This is a genomic window from Leisingera sp. ABM4_101 (assembly GCF_056158725.1).
The window spans coordinates 3328524-3343226 of sequence record NZ_JBSWTV010000002.1; the positions used below are offsets into that span (position 1 = coordinate 3328524).

General features: G+C 61.5%; 14 protein-coding genes. 7 read left to right on the top strand and 7 right to left on the bottom strand.

All coding sequences use genetic code 11. From position 1 onward, the window contains the following. Positions 1–148: 148 nt before the first annotated feature. From ACXAEK_RS17435 to ACXAEK_RS17445, 3 genes are all read left to right on the top strand, one after another. Positions 149–1576, top strand: a complete 1428-nt coding sequence (locus ACXAEK_RS17435; protein ID WP_475043791.1) for a cache domain-containing protein — start codon at positions 149–151, stop codon at positions 1574–1576. Positions 1577–1624: 48 nt separating this feature from the next. Continuing rightward, a complete protein-coding gene (locus ACXAEK_RS17440) occupies positions 1625–2269 on the top strand; it encodes a response regulator transcription factor (RefSeq protein WP_475043793.1) in 645 nt (214 codons plus the stop codon). 70 nt (positions 2270–2339) lie between these two features. Then, a complete protein-coding gene (locus tag ACXAEK_RS17445) occupies positions 2340–3308 on the top strand; it encodes a LuxR C-terminal-related transcriptional regulator (protein ID WP_475043795.1) in 969 nt (322 codons plus the stop codon). Between the two features lie 3 nt (positions 3309–3311). On the opposite strand, the gene ACXAEK_RS17450 is transcribed toward ACXAEK_RS17445, so the two are convergent. Further along, complete coding sequence (locus tag ACXAEK_RS17450; RefSeq protein WP_475043796.1) at positions 3312–4460, bottom strand: lytic murein transglycosylase; 1149 nt, start codon at positions 4458–4460, stop codon at positions 3312–3314. 266 nt (positions 4461–4726) lie between these two features. On the opposite strand from ACXAEK_RS17450, the gene ACXAEK_RS17455 reads away from it, so the two are divergent. After that, the gene (locus ACXAEK_RS17455) at positions 4727–5716 is read left to right on the top strand and encodes an MBL fold metallo-hydrolase (protein ID WP_475043798.1); all 990 of its coding nucleotides are present in this window, start codon (positions 4727–4729) and stop codon (positions 5714–5716) included. 75 nt (positions 5717–5791) lie between these two features. On the opposite strand, the gene ACXAEK_RS17460 is transcribed toward ACXAEK_RS17455, so the two are convergent. Further along, on the bottom strand, positions 5792–6091 hold the full coding sequence (locus ACXAEK_RS17460; protein WP_475043800.1) for a hypothetical protein: 300 nt from the start codon (positions 6089–6091) through the stop codon (positions 5792–5794). Between the two features lie 36 nt (positions 6092–6127). Continuing rightward, a complete protein-coding gene (locus ACXAEK_RS17465; protein WP_475043802.1) occupies positions 6128–6643 on the bottom strand; it encodes a hypothetical protein in 516 nt (171 codons plus the stop codon). A gap of 402 nt (positions 6644–7045) precedes the next feature. Between ACXAEK_RS17465 and ACXAEK_RS17470 the strand changes: the two genes are divergently transcribed. Next, on the top strand, positions 7046–8797 hold the full coding sequence (locus ACXAEK_RS17470; protein ID WP_475043803.1) for an acetolactate synthase 3 large subunit: 1752 nt from the start codon (positions 7046–7048) through the stop codon (positions 8795–8797). Positions 8798–8882: 85 nt separating this feature from the next. Next, positions 8883–9443: an acetolactate synthase small subunit gene (ilvN, locus tag ACXAEK_RS17475; protein WP_475043805.1), complete on the top strand. Its 561-nt coding sequence runs from the start codon at positions 8883–8885 to the stop codon at positions 9441–9443. A gap of 31 nt (positions 9444–9474) precedes the next feature. Here the strand turns inward: ilvN and ACXAEK_RS17480 are convergent, their stop codons facing one another. Next, a complete protein-coding gene (locus ACXAEK_RS17480) occupies positions 9475–9831 on the bottom strand; it encodes a S1 domain-containing protein (RefSeq protein ID WP_475043807.1) in 357 nt (118 codons plus the stop codon). Between the two features lie 236 nt (positions 9832–10067). Here ACXAEK_RS17480 and ACXAEK_RS17485 point away from each other — a divergent pair, with 236 nt between their 5' ends. Further along, positions 10068–10865 carry a helix-turn-helix domain-containing protein gene (locus ACXAEK_RS17485; RefSeq protein ID WP_475043808.1) on the top strand — a complete coding sequence of 266 codons (798 nt, stop codon included), beginning with the start codon at positions 10068–10070 and terminating at the stop codon, positions 10863–10865. 2 nt (positions 10866–10867) lie between these two features. Here ACXAEK_RS17485 and ACXAEK_RS17490 read toward each other — a convergent pair whose 3' ends face one another. From ACXAEK_RS17490 to prfB, 3 genes are all read right to left on the bottom strand, one after another. Next, entirely contained in the window at positions 10868–11638 is a 771-nt protein-coding gene (locus ACXAEK_RS17490; RefSeq protein WP_475043810.1) for a DUF2189 domain-containing protein, read from the bottom strand. Positions 11639–11812: 174 nt separating this feature from the next. After that, the gene (locus tag ACXAEK_RS17495; RefSeq protein WP_475043811.1) at positions 11813–13222 is read right to left on the bottom strand and encodes a calcium-binding protein; all 1410 of its coding nucleotides are present in this window, start codon (positions 13220–13222) and stop codon (positions 11813–11815) included. 190 nt (positions 13223–13412) lie between these two features. Beyond that, a complete protein-coding gene (gene prfB / locus ACXAEK_RS17500) occupies positions 13413–14540 on the bottom strand; it encodes a peptide chain release factor 2 (protein ID WP_475043813.1) in 1128 nt (375 codons plus the stop codon). Positions 14541–14703: the final 163 nt, after the last annotated feature.

A 14703-nucleotide genomic window follows, 5' to 3' on the forward strand; every position in this document is an offset into this window, starting at 1 on the left:
CTTTACGGTGAAATGTTCCGGGTTTTCGCCAGGAACACCGTTTGTGTTACTCCCGCCCAAGATCCAGCGCTCTCCGGCCTGCCTGATTCTGCTGGGCGGCCGGGACACGATTCGTTAGAAGAGTCTGACTAATTCCGGGGCCTTGCCGATGCGTCTGTTCGACCTCCTTCTGCGCCCCACCTATGCGCAGAAACTCTCGCTTCTGATGACCCTGCCGCTGATCGTGGCGGGTGCCGCGATTGCGGTGCTGGTGGGCTACCAGTCGCGCGCCCTGGCGGAGCGCGAGATCCAGGCGCTGGAGGTGCAGCTGCTGGAGGCCAAAAAGGCAGAGCTGCGCAACTACGTGACCCAGGCGCGCAATGGCTTTGCCCATATCTACGGCCTTGCCGCCCCGGATGATGCCGCAGCCAAGGAGCAGGTCACCCAGATCCTTGCGGCGATGATTTACGGCAAGGACGGGTTCTTCTTTGTCTATGACTACGACGGCACCAATCTGGTGAGCCCGCGCCAGACCGAATTCATCAACCGCAATTGGGCGGGGCTGACCGACAGCGCGGGCGTGCCTGTGGTGGATGAGTTCATCCGCCTGGCCCGCGACGGGGCGGGCTGGCACAGTTTCACCTGGGAGAAGCCCTCCACCGGGGAAGAGGCGCAGATGATCGCCTATGTGCTGGGGCTGCAGGACTGGCAGTGGGCGATCGGAACCGGGGTGTTCATTGACGATGTGCTGGCGACGGTGGCTGCCTCGCGCGCCGAGGTCGAGGCGCGGGTGCAGCGGACTTTCTTCTACATTGGCGGCATCACACTGGTGTCGCTGGTGCTGGTCTTTGCCTCCGGCATGTTCCTCAATATCCGCGAGCGGCGGCTCGCGGATGCCAAGCTGAAGGAGCTGACCCAGCGGGTGTTCGACGCCCAGGAAGAAGAACGCGGCCGGGTGGCGCGCGAGCTGCATGACGGCATCAGCCAGTTGCTGGTCGGGGTGCGCTACGCGCTGGACAACACAAGGCGGCGGTTGTCGCGCGGCGACAGCGAGGCGGCCCAGGCACCATTGGAGAAAGGCACCGAGAACCTGCTGACGGCCATAACCGAGGTCCGCCGGATCAGCCGCGATTTGCGCCCGGGCGTGCTGGACGACCTCGGCCTTGGTCCGGCGCTGAAGGCGCTGACCGATGATTTTGCCGCCCGGACGGGTATTGAGACAGAGTTCTCTACTGTGGTCTTCCGCAACCGCCTGGACCAGGATTCCAAGATCGCGCTTTACCGGATCGCGCAGGAGGCGCTGACCAACATTGAGCGCCACGCGGAGGCCACCAAGGTCAGCATCGACCTGCGCGGCCACAAGCGCGGCGCCACCATGCGGATCACCGATGACGGCCGCGGATTGCCACCGCGAAACGCCCGCTCCGGCCCGGGAATTGGCCTGCGCAATATGCAGGAGCGGATCGAACAGCTTGACGGAACCTTGCGCATTCTGTCATCACGTGGCACCCAAAGCGGCACGGTGATCGAGGCCAGCCTGCCCCTCAGCCACCTGCTGCCGCCTGGCGAAGAGGGAACGCCGGTTCAGCTCCCCTAGGGGAAGCTGCCGCGGCACCCGGCAATGGAAAGCTGCATCGGGGGAATGATGGCTGATCCGGTGAAAGTTCTGATCGTGGATGACCACCCGATGGTGGCCGAGGGGATCCAGTCGATCCTGGAAAGCTACGATGATATCACGGTCGTCGGCTCTTTGACCGATGGCCAGGACGCCGTCGACCAGATGGGTGCGCTGGCGCCGGACGTGGTTCTGATGGATTTGAACATGCCCAAGCTCGGCGGCCTCAGCGCCACCGAGATCATCCTGGAGCAGCACCCCGGCACCCGCATCCTGATCCTGTCGATGCATGACAGCGCTGAATATATTTCCACCGCGCTCAGCCATGGCGCCATGGGCTATGTGCTGAAGGACGTGCCCACGGACGAGATCAAGCAGGCCATCGACGCGGTGATGGAAGGCCAGACCTACCTCTGCACCGGCGCGGCCGGATCACTGAAGCCCAAGGACGGCGATACCCGGGAGGCGCTTACGGGCCGGGAGCAGACCATCCTTCTGGAGCTGGCGCAGGGAAAATCCAACAAGGAAGTCGCGCAAACGCTTGATATCTCAGTCAGAACCGTTGAGACCCACCGCAAGAACATCAAGCGCAAGCTGGGCATTTCCTCCACTGCTGGCCTCACCCGATACGCACTGGAGCATGGCGTGCTGCAGGGCACCGGCGCCGGGTTTTGACCGCCTTACCCAGAATTTCCTTTGCCCGTCGCCCTCCCTGCCTTAGCCTCCCGGGCCAAGGAGACGCGCCATGACACTCGCCAAGCCCCCGATCCCGCCGGAAACCCAGGCCAAATGGCAGCGGGTGGTGGATCTGGTGGCGGAGCTGACCGACGTGTCGGCCGCGCTGATCATGGCAACCGTGGACAAGGACCACCGGGTGAAGGTGTCGAACGCCGCCGAAAACAACCCCTATTACCCGGGGCGCAAGTACCATCTGAACGAAAAGCTCTACTGCTTTGGCGTCTTTGAAAACGACGGAGAGCTGGTGGTCGAAGACGCCCAATGCGAACCCCGCTGGCAGGACAATGAGGATATGGAGCACGCCATGTCCTTCTACATCGGCTACCCGATCAAATGGCCCGATGGCGAGGTTTACGGCACCATCTGCGTGCTGGATACCCGCCGCAACAAGCGGGCGCTGATGTTCCGCAAGGGGCTGCAGGAATTCTGCCGGGTGGTCGAGGGCGACCTAGCGCTGCTGCTGGAGGTGGCCCAGCGCAAACAGGCCCAGGCCGAGCTGCGCGAGACGGTGCGCGCCCGCGAGGACACCATCAAGCGCCGCACCAAGGCGCTGGAGGATGCCAATACTGCCCTGCGGGTGCTGATCGACAATGTTGAGGCCTCCCGCCACGAGTTCGAACAGCAGATCGTGCAGCAGATCAAGGGCATGGTGCTGCCCTATATCGCCAAGCTGCGCCATCTGGACGCGGACCGGGAATTGCAAAGCGCATACCTGCTGATGGTCGAGGACAATCTCAAGAACATCACGTCGGCGCTTTCCTCCAAGCTGGTGGAAACGCTGGAGCAGCTGACGCCAGCGGAGACCGAGATCATGCAGCTGATCATGATGGGCCGCACCACCAAGGAGATCGCCGCCACCCTGGGGCGCGAGACCAGCACCATCGACTTTCACCGCAACAACATCCGCCAGAAACTGGGCCTCAGCCGCCGCGAAAACCTGCGCCAGCACCTGATTGCGCTGAGTTCGGCGGAATAGCCTCTATTTCAGACGGTCGAGCAGCGCCTTGGACGGCTCACCCGTTGCAGGCAGCCCGCGGCTGGACTGGTAGGCGCTGATGGCGGCGCGGCTTTTCGGCCCCAGCACCCCGTCAGCGCCGCCAGTATCAAAACCGCGGGCGGTCAGGCGCTTCTGAAGCAGGATACGGTCATCCTTGGTCAGCCCGTACTTATCGGGCGGGAAGCTGGCGCGCAGCGGACCATCGCCTGCAATGCGGTCGGCCAAGTGCCCTACGCCGATCGCATAGGAGTCCGAGTTGTTGTAGCGCTTGATAGCATTGAAGTTGCCAGTGACGATGAAGACCGGCCCGCCCTGCTGCGGCTGCAGGCTGCGGCCGCCGGGTGTGCCCGGCGCACCGGCCTCGCCGCCCCATTTCAAGCCGCGGGTCCATCCGTTTCTTTGCAGGTAGGCGGCGGTTGAGGCCAGGGCATCCGAAGGATCCTCAGACCAGATGTCACGCCGCCCGTCGCCGGTGTAATCCACCGCATAGGCCTGGTACGAGGTCGGAATGAACTGGGTGTGCCCCATCGCCCCCGCCCAGCTGCCGGTCATCCACGCAGGGGTGATGTCACCGTTCTGCAAAATCCTGAGCGCCGCCAGCAGCTGTTTTTCGAAAAACGCCCCGCGCCGCCCGTCATAGGCCAGCGTCGAGGTGGCCGAGATCACCGGCACATTGCCGCGCCGCTCGCCAAAAAAGCTCTCCAGCCCCCAGATCGCGCAGATGATCTCCGCATCAACGCCATAGCTGCGCTCCAGCGTGCGCAGGGTGGACTGGTGGCGGGCAAAGGCAGCGCGGCCTTTGGATAGGCGCTCATCCGAGACCGCAATGGAGAGATAATCCTCCAGCGAGCGCTTGAATTCGGTCTGGTTGCGGTCGCGTTTGACGACGCCCGGCAGGTAGCCTGCACCACGGAACGCCGCGTGCAAGGTGGATTGCGAAATCCCCTGCGCCTCCGCCCGGCTGCGAAAGGCGGCAACCCAGGTATCATAGCCCGCATTCGGCACAGGCCGCAGGTCTGCTGGCAGGCCGGTTGCTCCGCTGGGGCCGCTGCCCGCTGGCACCGTGCTGCTGCAGGCACTCAGCCCCAAGGCTGCCAGGCCAAATCCAAAATGACGCCGTGTGATGTTCATGCTCTCTGCCCGTTCTAATGGGTTTCCTGATGCCCGGCTTCGGCCGGATCCTTTGACATCAGGCTGCCAGAAACCGGGAGGAGCGCCAAGGCCCGGAATTCCTCCGCAGCAAAGACCCGCCGCAGCCCCGTCGGCACCGGTTACGGGGGGCATCCCCATATTCCCCCCATATTCTTCCGGGGCACCCCTGAGGGGCCTTGATGCCTAGCCTGTTTGTATCGCCGCAGCAAAGCGGCGGCCAGAATACAACAAGGGAGACGGAACCAATGGATGAGCAAAAGAAGAACCTGAAACCGGCACGGCTGGACGGGCGCAAGGATGATCTGGCGCCCGGCCTGTCGCGGCGCAGCTTCTTTGCAGCCGCAGGCGCGGCGGGCGTCGGAACAGCCGCCAGCCTGCTGGGCAGCACCAGCGCGCAGGCGCAATCAACCGACTGGCTGCAACCAGGCAACAACAATCATGTGATCGACCTGCAGAACATGTCCGCCTTTGCAGATGGCGAAGTGAAGATTGATTTCTACGGCCATTGCGCGATCAAGATCACCTCTCCCGGCGGCGCCTCGATCCTTTTTGATCCGTGGCGGGATGACCCCTCCGGTGCTTGGGGCTTGTGGTTCAAGCAGAAGTTCCCGGAAACGCTGGTGGATATCACCATGTCCACCCACACCCATTTCGATCATGACGCCATCGACCGCCCGCAATCAACCATGGTGCTGGACCGGATGGTCGGCACGTTCGAGTTCGCGGATCTCAAGATCACCGGCTATGCCGACAAGCACGCCTGCGTCGCGCCGGGCTGGTACCCCTGGACAAACGCCTTGGCCGAGTTCGGGGTCGAGGCCTGCCCGCCCAACAACCCGGGTCATATGGATATGGTGACCTATGTGGTGGAGACCGGCGGCATCCGCACCCTGATCTGGGGCGACAACAGGCCCGATCCGGCGGACGGGTTCTGGGACGCCATCGGACGCATCGACGTGCTGACCCTGCCGGTGGACGGCTCTGAGCACATCCTGTCCTATGAGCAGGCCAACGCGCTGGTGGAACGAATCCAGCCCAAGGTGGTGATCCCCACCCATTACCTGTCCGAGACCACCACCTATACGCTGTCGACGCTGCAGCCCGCCGATAGTTGGGTGAAGGACCAGAAAAGCTTCAAGATGCTGGACGGAGCCTCGCTGTCGCTGGCGGCGGCAGATGTGCAGGCGATGGACAAGGAGTTCCTCTATTTCGGGCACAATGCGCTGACGGAATAACCCCTCGGCGTTGCCGCAAGCTTGTGCCCGGGCTGCCGGGCGCCCTCCCCCGGGGCGCCCGGCGGTTTTAGACGTTCAGTCCCGCAGCGCGTCTGCACGCAGGCCCTCGCGTTCATAGTGGCGCGGCAGCACCCGGCCATAAAGCTGCTTGGTGCGCTCCACCCCGCCGCACATGCCTTCGGTCTCGACAAAGGAGAAGATGCCGACATACCGCTTGCGCGGACCTTGCACCGGCGCCACCCGGTGCAGCGAATAGCGGCCGCGGAAAATTTGCAGATCGCCCGGCTGCAGCACCAGCTTGCGCACCAGAGGCGAACCGCCTGCCAGCACCCGCGCCACACCGTCGTAGTTCTCGTCCGTGGAGGTGCGCAGCATCGGCGCATATTCAAAATCGCCGCCGACCTCGCCGTTCTAAATCGCCAGCGTCACCGTGTAATTGTTGGTGTCGAAATGCCAGGGGAACCCCTGCCCTTCTTCCACCATATTGATGATCACATCGGCCAGCGGATCGTCATAGCGGAAGAAACGGTCCTCCGGCTCCCCCAACGCAGTGCGTATGAAGGGCATAAAGCCCGGAAATTCGTAAATCACGCGCAACGGGCTGTCCGCCCCGAAGTTATCCGCGGGGATAAAGGCGTTGGAGCGGTCGTAAAATTGACGGACCGGGTGGTTCTCCGGCAGGGTGCTGTCATCCTGCGAGAAATACGCATTGGTGCGGCTGAAGGATTTATGCCCCTGATCCGCCACACTGTCCGCCTCGGCTGCCAGCATAGCGATCCCCTCCTCATGCACAAACCCCGGCAGCACTGCACAGCCGTCCGCCTGCAAGTCGCGCTGCAGATCGCCGATCAGCCGATCAAAAGCCTTGGAGCCCGGACGGTCGATCGGGTAGCGCCCGAGATCCACCAGTTCCGACAGTTCGACCATATTTGTTCCTTCCCTGTTAGCTCTTTTCGGTTGAGCTTGCCTGCGGACAAGGCGCCGATCTGGCACAAACGGGACAGCCGGATGCCGGTTTTGAACGATTTCGCAACTCTTTGACCCCGCATATTCGCGGAAATTTCGCTGCACCCCGGGATTTGAGCAAGAAAATGTCTCCGCACGGGGCTTTTTTGACACCTTAGGCGGTTGACGCCCCTGTCCAGCCCTCATAATGTCCGCTGCAACGCAGTAAGGAGCCAGTGACGTGAACGCACTAGTCGTAATCGTAGGAACCAAGCGCATGGGCCGGTGACGGTAGACCATAATCGAACCCATGCGCCTCCGACCTGAAATCGGGGGCTTTTTTTATGCGTAACGGACGATGCCGCCAATTGGAGCAAAAAGCAGATGACACGTGAAATGACCGGCGCAAAGATGGTTGTCCAAGCCCTGAAGGATCAGGGTGTGGACGTAGTCTTCGGATACCCAGGCGGCGCCGTGCTGCCGATCTATGACGAGATCTTTCTGCAAAATGACATCCGCCACGTGCTGGTGCGCCACGAACAGGGCGCGGTGCATGCCGCCGAAGGCTATGCCCGCTCCACCGGCAAGCCCGGCGTTGTGCTGGTGACCTCCGGCCCCGGCGCCACCAATGCGGTGACCGGCCTGACGGACGCGCTTCTGGACTCAATCCCGCTGGTGGTTCTGACCGGCCAGGTTCCGACCTTCATGATCGGCTCGGACGCCTTCCAGGAGGCCGACACTGTCGGCATCACCCGCCCCTGCACCAAGCACAACTGGCTGGTCAAGGATACCGACAGCCTGGCGGGCACCCTGCATGAGGCCTTCCATGTCGCCACTTCGGGCCGCCCTGGCCCTGTCCTGATCGACATCCCCAAGGACGTGCAGTTTGCCACCGGCGAATACAACGGCCCGAAACCGGCCGCCTCGCACTACCAGCCGCAGGTCAAGGGCGACATGGAGGAAATCACCGAGCTGGTCGCCGCCATCGAAGCCGCCGAGCGCCCGGTGTTTTACACCGGCGGCGGTGTGATCAACTCCGGCAATGCCGCCAGCCAGTTGCTGCGCGAGCTGGTCGATGCCACCGGCATCCCGGTCACCTCGACCCTGATGGGCCTTGGCGCCTATCCGGCCTCGGGCAAGAACTGGATCGGCATGCTGGGCATGCACGGGCTCTACGAGGCCAACCTGGCGATGCACGGCTGCGACCTGATGATCAACATCGGCGCCCGTTTCGACGACCGGATCACCGGCCGTCTGGATGCCTTCAGCCCGAATTCGAAAAAGGCGCATATCGACATCGACCCTTCCTCGATCAACAAGGTGATCCGGGTCGACATTCCGATTGTCGGCGACGTCGCCCATGTGCTGGAAGACGTACTGAAGGTCTGGAAGGCACGCGGCCGCAAGGTGAACCGCGAGGCACTGGCGAAATGGCACGCCCAGATCGACGACTGGCGCGCGGTCAACTGCCTGTCCTTCAAGAACTCGGAAAAGACCATCAAGCCGCAATATGCGCTGCAGCGCCTGGAAGAGCTGACCAAGGGCCACGACCGCTATGTCACCACCGAGGTTGGCCAGCACCAGATGTGGGCGGCGCAATACCTGGGCTTTGAGGATCCGAACCGCTGGATGACTTCCGGCGGCCTCGGCACCATGGGCTATGGCTTCCCGGCCTCGATCGGGGTGCAGATGGCACATCCCGACGCGCTGGTAATCAACGTCGCGGGCGAAGCTTCCTGGCTGATGAACATGCAGGAAATGGGCACTGCGGTGCAGTTCCGGCTGCCGGTGAAGCAGTTCATCCTCAACAATGAGCGCCTGGGCATGGTGCGCCAGTGGCAGGAACTGCTGCATGGTGAGCGCTACAGCCACTCCTGGTCCGAAGCACTGCCCGATTTCGTGAAGCTCGCCGAGGCCTTCGGCGCCAAGGGCATCATGGTCAGCGATCCTGCGGACCTGGACGATGCGATCATGGAGATGATCGAATACGACGGACCGGTGATCTTCGACTGCCTTGTCGAGAAGCATGAGAACTGCTTCCCGATGATCCCCTCGGGCAAGGCGCATAACGAAATGCTGCTGGGCGAGGCGGAGACGCAGGGCGTCATCCAGGCCGGCGGCGCAGTGCTGGTGTAACCGCGGCGGCGCCGCAAATTTCTTCGAAGAAATTTGCCAGGAAATTCAAATTTCCTGGCAGCGACATACGAGAGGAAGACCACGAATGTCTGCCCTGCATATCAAAAAAGGCTCCACCCGCCATTCCGCCTATAACCTGCGCCCGACGTTCTCGGACGTGCAGGAGCGCCACACCATCGCAGTGCTGGTGGAAAACGAACCCGGTGTTCTAGCCCGTGTGATCGGCCTGTTCTCCGGCCGCGGCTACAACATCGAAAGCCTGACCGTGGCCGAAGTGGACCATACCGGCCATCTATCGCGCATCACCATCGTCACCACCGGCACGCCGCAGGTGATCGAGCAGATCAAGGCGCAGCTGGGCCGCATCGTCTCAGTCCGCGACGTGCATGACCTGACCGTCGAAGGCGATGCTGTGGAGCGGGAACTGGCGATCCTGAAGGTGGCCGGCGAAGGTGAAAAACGTGTCGAAGCGCTGCGGCTGGCGGATATCTTCCGCGCCAATGTGGTCGACAGCACCCTCAACAGCTTTGTGTTTGAAATCACAGGCGCGCCGGAGAAGATTGACGCCTTTGCGGACCTGATGCGTCCGCTTGGCCTGGCCGAGATCGCCCGTACCGGAGTGGCGGCGCTGCTGCGCGGGAACTGATCCAAAAACCGGCACGGCAACGTGCCGGCGTTCAGCCTTGTCTGAAGTGACGCGGCGCGGAAACGCGCCGCTTTTTTTCCGCGGTCATGGGAAAAGGCACCACGGTTCCGCTGTCCTGAGCCTCTGCCGCGGCATCCTTGCAACCGCCTGCTGCGGCGCACAGCCGGTCAGCCAGCCCAGGGCTGCCCTGCTCAATCAGGAGCGACGGGTTTTCCGCGATCCTGCAATTGCCGCTCAAAGTTAAATCAAACTCAACCCAATCACCTGGATTCAGTTCCTGGAATTTTCCCCCGGCCTTTCCTGTATAAAAGGCCAAGTCGCCCTGATCATCGCACCAGATAACGGCTTTGTTCAGGGATTCGTCACTCCATAAAACAACTCCAATCATACCAGTCCTCGCATTGCCGCCTGCCAATTCTGATACAATTGAAGTGACGCCAACATGATAAAATACGTGCCGGAGCACTAGTTTTTGTGTCGGCTTGACACGCCTCCTGACGTGACTTAGCAACAGACTTGACGCCGGTCAGGTTCAACATCTGGTGCAGTTCCGCCGGATTTTCGCATAACCTGTTCCAGTGCAGCGCAAATTCGCCGCAAAATATCACACTTACAGAGGCCAGGATGATCAGCCAGAACCGCTCGCCAGCCGATCTTAGGAACATGTTTGGCGCCAATTTGCGTCAATTATCCCGGCAATATCCTTCTATTTCGGAACTGTCGCGGCAACTGGGCATCAACCGCACGCAATTCAACCGCTATCTGGCCGGGGAAAGCTTTCCGCGCCCCGATGTTCTGGACCGCATTTGCCGCTTCTTTGAGGTGGACGCCCGCATTCTTCTGGACCCCGTGGACAAACTGTCCAAAGCCGGCCAGGTGATCAATGGCCCGTTTCTGGCCGACTTTCTGGGCCAGGGTGTGCAGCATCTGAGGGAAGAGTTTTTCCCAACCGGTTTTTACCGTTTTACCCGCCGCAGTTTTATCAATGACGAGAAATTCGTGATCGGTCTTGTCTATGTGTTCCGGGACGCTGGCGTGACCTACATCAAAGGGTTTGAGGCCAAGGAAGCGATGCTCAGCCAGGGCCTGTCCGCAACCCCCGAAGCGCGGGAGTTCCGCGGCTATGTCAGCGGCCACGAGGATGGCGTTGCCTTTGTCATCGCCCGGCGCAAATCGATGACCTATTCCTTCAATTACCTGGCCCGGACCGCCTCTCTGGAGAACAACTTCTGGTCCGGCTACGTTGCCCGCACCGTCCGTGAAGGCAGCACTGGCGAACGGGTGACACGCATGGTCTATGAGCACCTTGGCCGGGACACCCGCCAGGTGCTGGACGCGGCGCGCAGCGCGGGCTTTGCAGATGAAACGGAACTTTTGCCGTTCCACCAGCGCCTGCTGCACACCGGAGAGCCCTTCCGCTGAGGCTATTCAGCGGAGGCCTGGCGGTAGATGTGCCAGGTGGCGTGCCCCAGCAGCGGCAGCACCAGGAACAGCCCCAGAAACCACGGCAGCAGCGCCGCAAAAGTGGCCCCGGCAATCAGCGCGGCCCAGATCATCATCACCACGAAATTCTGCTGCACATACTGGAAACTGGTGATCATTGCGGTGACGAAATCCACTTCGCGGTCCAGCAGCAGCGGCAGAGAGATCACTGTGATCATGTAGAGCAGCAGCGCAAACAGTGCGCCCACCACCGTGCCCACGGCCAGCATCGTCAACCCGTTGGCAGTCAGAAACACCTCAGCTGAACTGGTGATATTGGTCATCGTGGCATGACCCAGGAACAGGGCAAAGATCATGTGGCCAAGGAAAAACCAGAACAAGAACACCACCACAATAATGGCGCAGATCGATGGCAGCTGGCGGCGGCTCTGCTGCAGCACCACGCCCAGGATCCGGCCGACAGCAATGCCCCTGCCCTGCTCCAGCCTGTGCGAGACCTCATAGAGCCCGACTGCAGCGAACGGGCCGATCAGCGGGAAGCCGATGGCGGCAAGCACAAGCCAATAGGTGGTGCCGGTGCGCACAGTGACCCAGGCCATCCCCCAGCCAGCCAGGACATAGACCGCAGCAAAGAACAGCCCGTAGAGCGGCTTTTTGCGGAAGTCAGCCCAGCCCCGGCGCAACGCTTCAAACAGCATCGGTGTGGTGACCGGTTTCAGCGGCGGCACGCCAAAGGGCTTTTCAGGTGTCATTGCAGTTAGTCCTCCCTCTTCTTCTTTTTTAGACAGCCTAACCGCGAACCAGCTATTAAAAAATGCCTCTTGAATAAATGTTTGACGGGTACCGCCGCCGTCAACGCGCCGCCCCCCTGAGCCGAAAAAGGGGCGGATCTCGCGGCCCGCCCCTGGTTCCGCCGCTGGAAGGCGTCAGACAAAGGCAAAGTCATCTGCAGTCAGCCCAAGCCCAGCATCGCCGTCCAGCCGGATGCTGCCGCCGTCATAGGCAATCAGCCGGTCGCCGCTGTTGTCTGAGATTGCCAGATTGGCAAACCCGCCGCTGTGGCCCCGGATTTGAAAAAGATCGGTGCCATCGGTAAAATCCCTGACCAGATCATCGCCGCCGCCAGAACCAAACACAAAGGTATCGGCACCGCCGCCCCCATCGAGCGTATCATTGCCGCGGCCGCCATTCAGCGTGTCGCTGCCGGCCCCGCCATTCAGCCGGTCCTTACCGCCGCCGCCGTTCAACGTGTCGTTGCCGGCAAGGCCAAAAAGCCGGTCATTGCCGCTTTTGCCAGACAACAGGTTGGCACCGCCATCCCCCGTCAGCCTGTCGCCCCTTGCGGTACCCGCCAGGTTTTCAACTCCCGTCAGCTGAAAGAACCCGCGCCCGTCCGCGTCAAGCCTCCCGCCTCGCGCGCCAGGATTCTGCCAGGCGCCATCCAGGTCCAGCGAGACCACAATACCGGTGGAGAATTTTGAGAAATCCGCGGTGTCTTTGCCGCGTCCGCCGTTGATATGAAGCCCGAAATCCGGATTGGTTTCCGAAACTTTTACCACGTCCCGGCCGCCGCTCAGCCGGACCACGCCGCCGCCGCCGGTGCCGACCACAACCGTATCATTGCCGCCGCCGGCTGAGATCAGCTCCACCCATTCCGTGCCGGTGCGGATGGTGTCTTTGCCATCCCCGGTCCGGATGACACCAGCACCGCTGGCGCCAGCAATCACCGTATCATTGCCGTTTGACGTGCTGACGAACTCAGCAAACCCATTGCGGATCACCACCTTGTCGTCCCCTACACCGGTCCGAACCGTCCCAGCGCCACCTGTCCCGATGGTGATCACATCGCCCTTGGCACGGTCCACATCACTGCTGCCAAGACCGGTCTGTATGCTGAACACATGCGCATTGCCCGTGGTCAGGATGTTTTCTGCGGCAAACAGGAAAATGGAAAAGGTGCTGCCTTCCTGGTTGTTGCCCAGCGTGACCATATGCCTTTCGCCGTCCCAGCCGTTGATCTGGCGAATGCGGGTGGAGTCCAGTTCAATTTCAGAGTTGTAGCCAACCTCTAGATAGTCAATCCGGCGGCCGGCGCCGCTGCCGGCGTCCGTGATCTGCGTCACATTGGTTCTTGCCTCATCACCGAAGCGGAGGATTTTTGCGATCCAGTCCTCGCCGGACAGAGTTGCGTCCACAATCAGGCGGTTGTCCGGATCGCTTTCAAAAATGTTGTAGGAATTGAGAAACCTGTTACCCCACGGGACCGCGGGCTGCCCCTCGCGCCGGGGAATCTCAGTTTCACCGTCAAATGCCAAATTCAGCTCAAAATCGGCCATGGCACCATCCCTCTCTTTACCTGACTGAAATCTTTAACAGCGGCTCCGGAACTGGAAACAATAAGCCAAAACCGCGGGTTTAGTTTACCATAAGCAGAGGATAAAAAGAACGCGCGTGGAAAAAGAGCCCCAGGCTAGCTGCCCTGGGGCTCTGTGCATTCGGATATCCAGTTTTTGCGGCGGTGCCGGATCAGTCCTCGGCCTGCGCGTCCGCGCGGCTCTTGCCAGAGACATTCAGCGCCAGCGTGGCCGCCATGAAACCATCCAGGTCACCATCCAGCACCCCCTTGGTATCAGAGGTTTCATGCTGGGTGCGCAGGTCCTTCACCATCTGATAGGGCTGCAGCACGTAAGAGCGGATCTGGTTGCCCCAGCCGGCATCGCCCTTGGCCTCATGCGCCTCGTTGATGGCAGCGTTGCGGCGGTCCAGCTCCTGTTGGTAGAGGCGCGATTTCAGCGCCTTCATGGCGATATCGCGGTTCTGGTGCTGGGATTTCTCGGACGAGGTCACCACGATGCCGGTCGGGATGTGGGTGATCCGCACTGCTGAGTTGGTGGTGTTGACGTGCTGGCCGCCCGCACCGGAGGAGCGGTAGGTATCGACGCGAATGTCGGATGGGTTCACGTCGATCTCGATGTTGTCGTCCACAACCGGGTAGACCCAGACGGAGCTGAACGACGTGTGCCGCTTGGCCGCCGAGTCATAGGGCGAGATCCGCACCAGCCGGTGCACGCCGCTCTCGGACTTCAGCCAGCCATAGGCATTGTGGCCGGAAATCTTATAGGCAGCAGACTTGATGCCTGCCTCGTCGCCTGCGCTTTCGGACTGCAGCTCGACCTTGTAACCCTTCTTCTCGGCCCAGCGGACATACATCCGCGCCAGCATCGAGGCCCAGTCGCAGCTCTCTGTACCGCCAGCACCAGCGTTGATCTCCAGGAAAGTGTCATTGGCATCGGCCTCGCCGTCCAGAAGCGCTTCCAGCTCTTTTTCAGCTGCCTTTTCCTTCAGCGCCGCCAACGCCGCCTCGGCATCCTTGATGACCTCAGCGTCATCTTCCATCTCACCCAGTTCGATCAGCTCGATGTTGTCGGACAGATCCTGCTGGATGCCCTTGTAGGTATCAATGGAATCCACCAGCGCCTGGCGCTCGCGCATCAGTTTCTGCGCAGCTTCAGGATCGTCCCACAGGTTCGGATCCTCGACCCGCGCATTGAACTCCTCCAGCCGGTATTCGGCGGTTTCCCAGTTCATCCGCTGGGCCAGCAGTTCCAGCGATTTCTCGATGTCTGCAACGATGTTCTGGGTTTCCGCGCGCATGGGAGGTCCTTGCAATCTGAGATCAGGACTGCGTGATAAACCACCCTTGCGCCGCGGGCAAGCGGCCAGACCGGCCGCAGGCCTGCCGGGTGCTGCAGAAAAACCTCTTAAAATTCCGCATAAATTTCCAAGGAAGGCAAACGCCGCCTTAACGCGGGCTCAT

What these genes read in the sequence shown, in the direction of transcription:
- ACXAEK_RS17465 (WP_475043802.1), bottom strand. Translation starts at nt 6,643, where the DNA reads ATGGTCGAACTGTCGGAACTGGTGGATCTCGGGCGCTACCCGATCGAC.
- ACXAEK_RS17440 (WP_475043793.1), top strand. Translation starts at nt 1,625, where the DNA reads ATGGCTGATCCGGTGAAAGTTCTGATCGTGGATGACCACCCGATGGTG.
- ACXAEK_RS17470 (WP_475043803.1), top strand. Translation starts at nt 7,046, where the DNA reads ATGACACGTGAAATGACCGGCGCAAAGATGGTTGTCCAAGCCCTGAAG.
- ACXAEK_RS17455 (WP_475043798.1), top strand. Translation starts at nt 4,727, where the DNA reads ATGGATGAGCAAAAGAAGAACCTGAAACCGGCACGGCTGGACGGGCGC.
- ACXAEK_RS17480 (WP_475043807.1), bottom strand. Translation starts at nt 9,831, where the DNA reads ATGATTGGAGTTGTTTTATGGAGTGACGAATCCCTGAACAAAGCCGTT.
- ACXAEK_RS17445 (WP_475043795.1), top strand. Translation starts at nt 2,340, where the DNA reads ATGACACTCGCCAAGCCCCCGATCCCGCCGGAAACCCAGGCCAAATGG.
- ACXAEK_RS17485 (WP_475043808.1), top strand. Translation starts at nt 10,068, where the DNA reads ATGATCAGCCAGAACCGCTCGCCAGCCGATCTTAGGAACATGTTTGGC.
- prfB (WP_475043813.1), bottom strand. Translation starts at nt 14,540, where the DNA reads ATGCGCGCGGAAACCCAGAACATCGTTGCAGACATCGAGAAATCGCTG.
- ACXAEK_RS17460 (WP_475043800.1), bottom strand. Translation starts at nt 6,091, where the DNA reads ATGCTGCGCACCTCCACGGACGAGAACTACGACGGTGTGGCGCGGGTG.
- ACXAEK_RS17495 (WP_475043811.1), bottom strand. Translation starts at nt 13,222, where the DNA reads ATGGCCGATTTTGAGCTGAATTTGGCATTTGACGGTGAAACTGAGATT.
- ilvN (WP_475043805.1), top strand. Translation starts at nt 8,883, where the DNA reads ATGTCTGCCCTGCATATCAAAAAAGGCTCCACCCGCCATTCCGCCTAT.
- ACXAEK_RS17435 (WP_475043791.1), top strand. Translation starts at nt 149, where the DNA reads ATGCGTCTGTTCGACCTCCTTCTGCGCCCCACCTATGCGCAGAAACTC.
- ACXAEK_RS17450 (WP_475043796.1), bottom strand. Translation starts at nt 4,460, where the DNA reads ATGAACATCACACGGCGTCATTTTGGATTTGGCCTGGCAGCCTTGGGG.
- ACXAEK_RS17490 (WP_475043810.1), bottom strand. Translation starts at nt 11,638, where the DNA reads ATGACACCTGAAAAGCCCTTTGGCGTGCCGCCGCTGAAACCGGTCACC.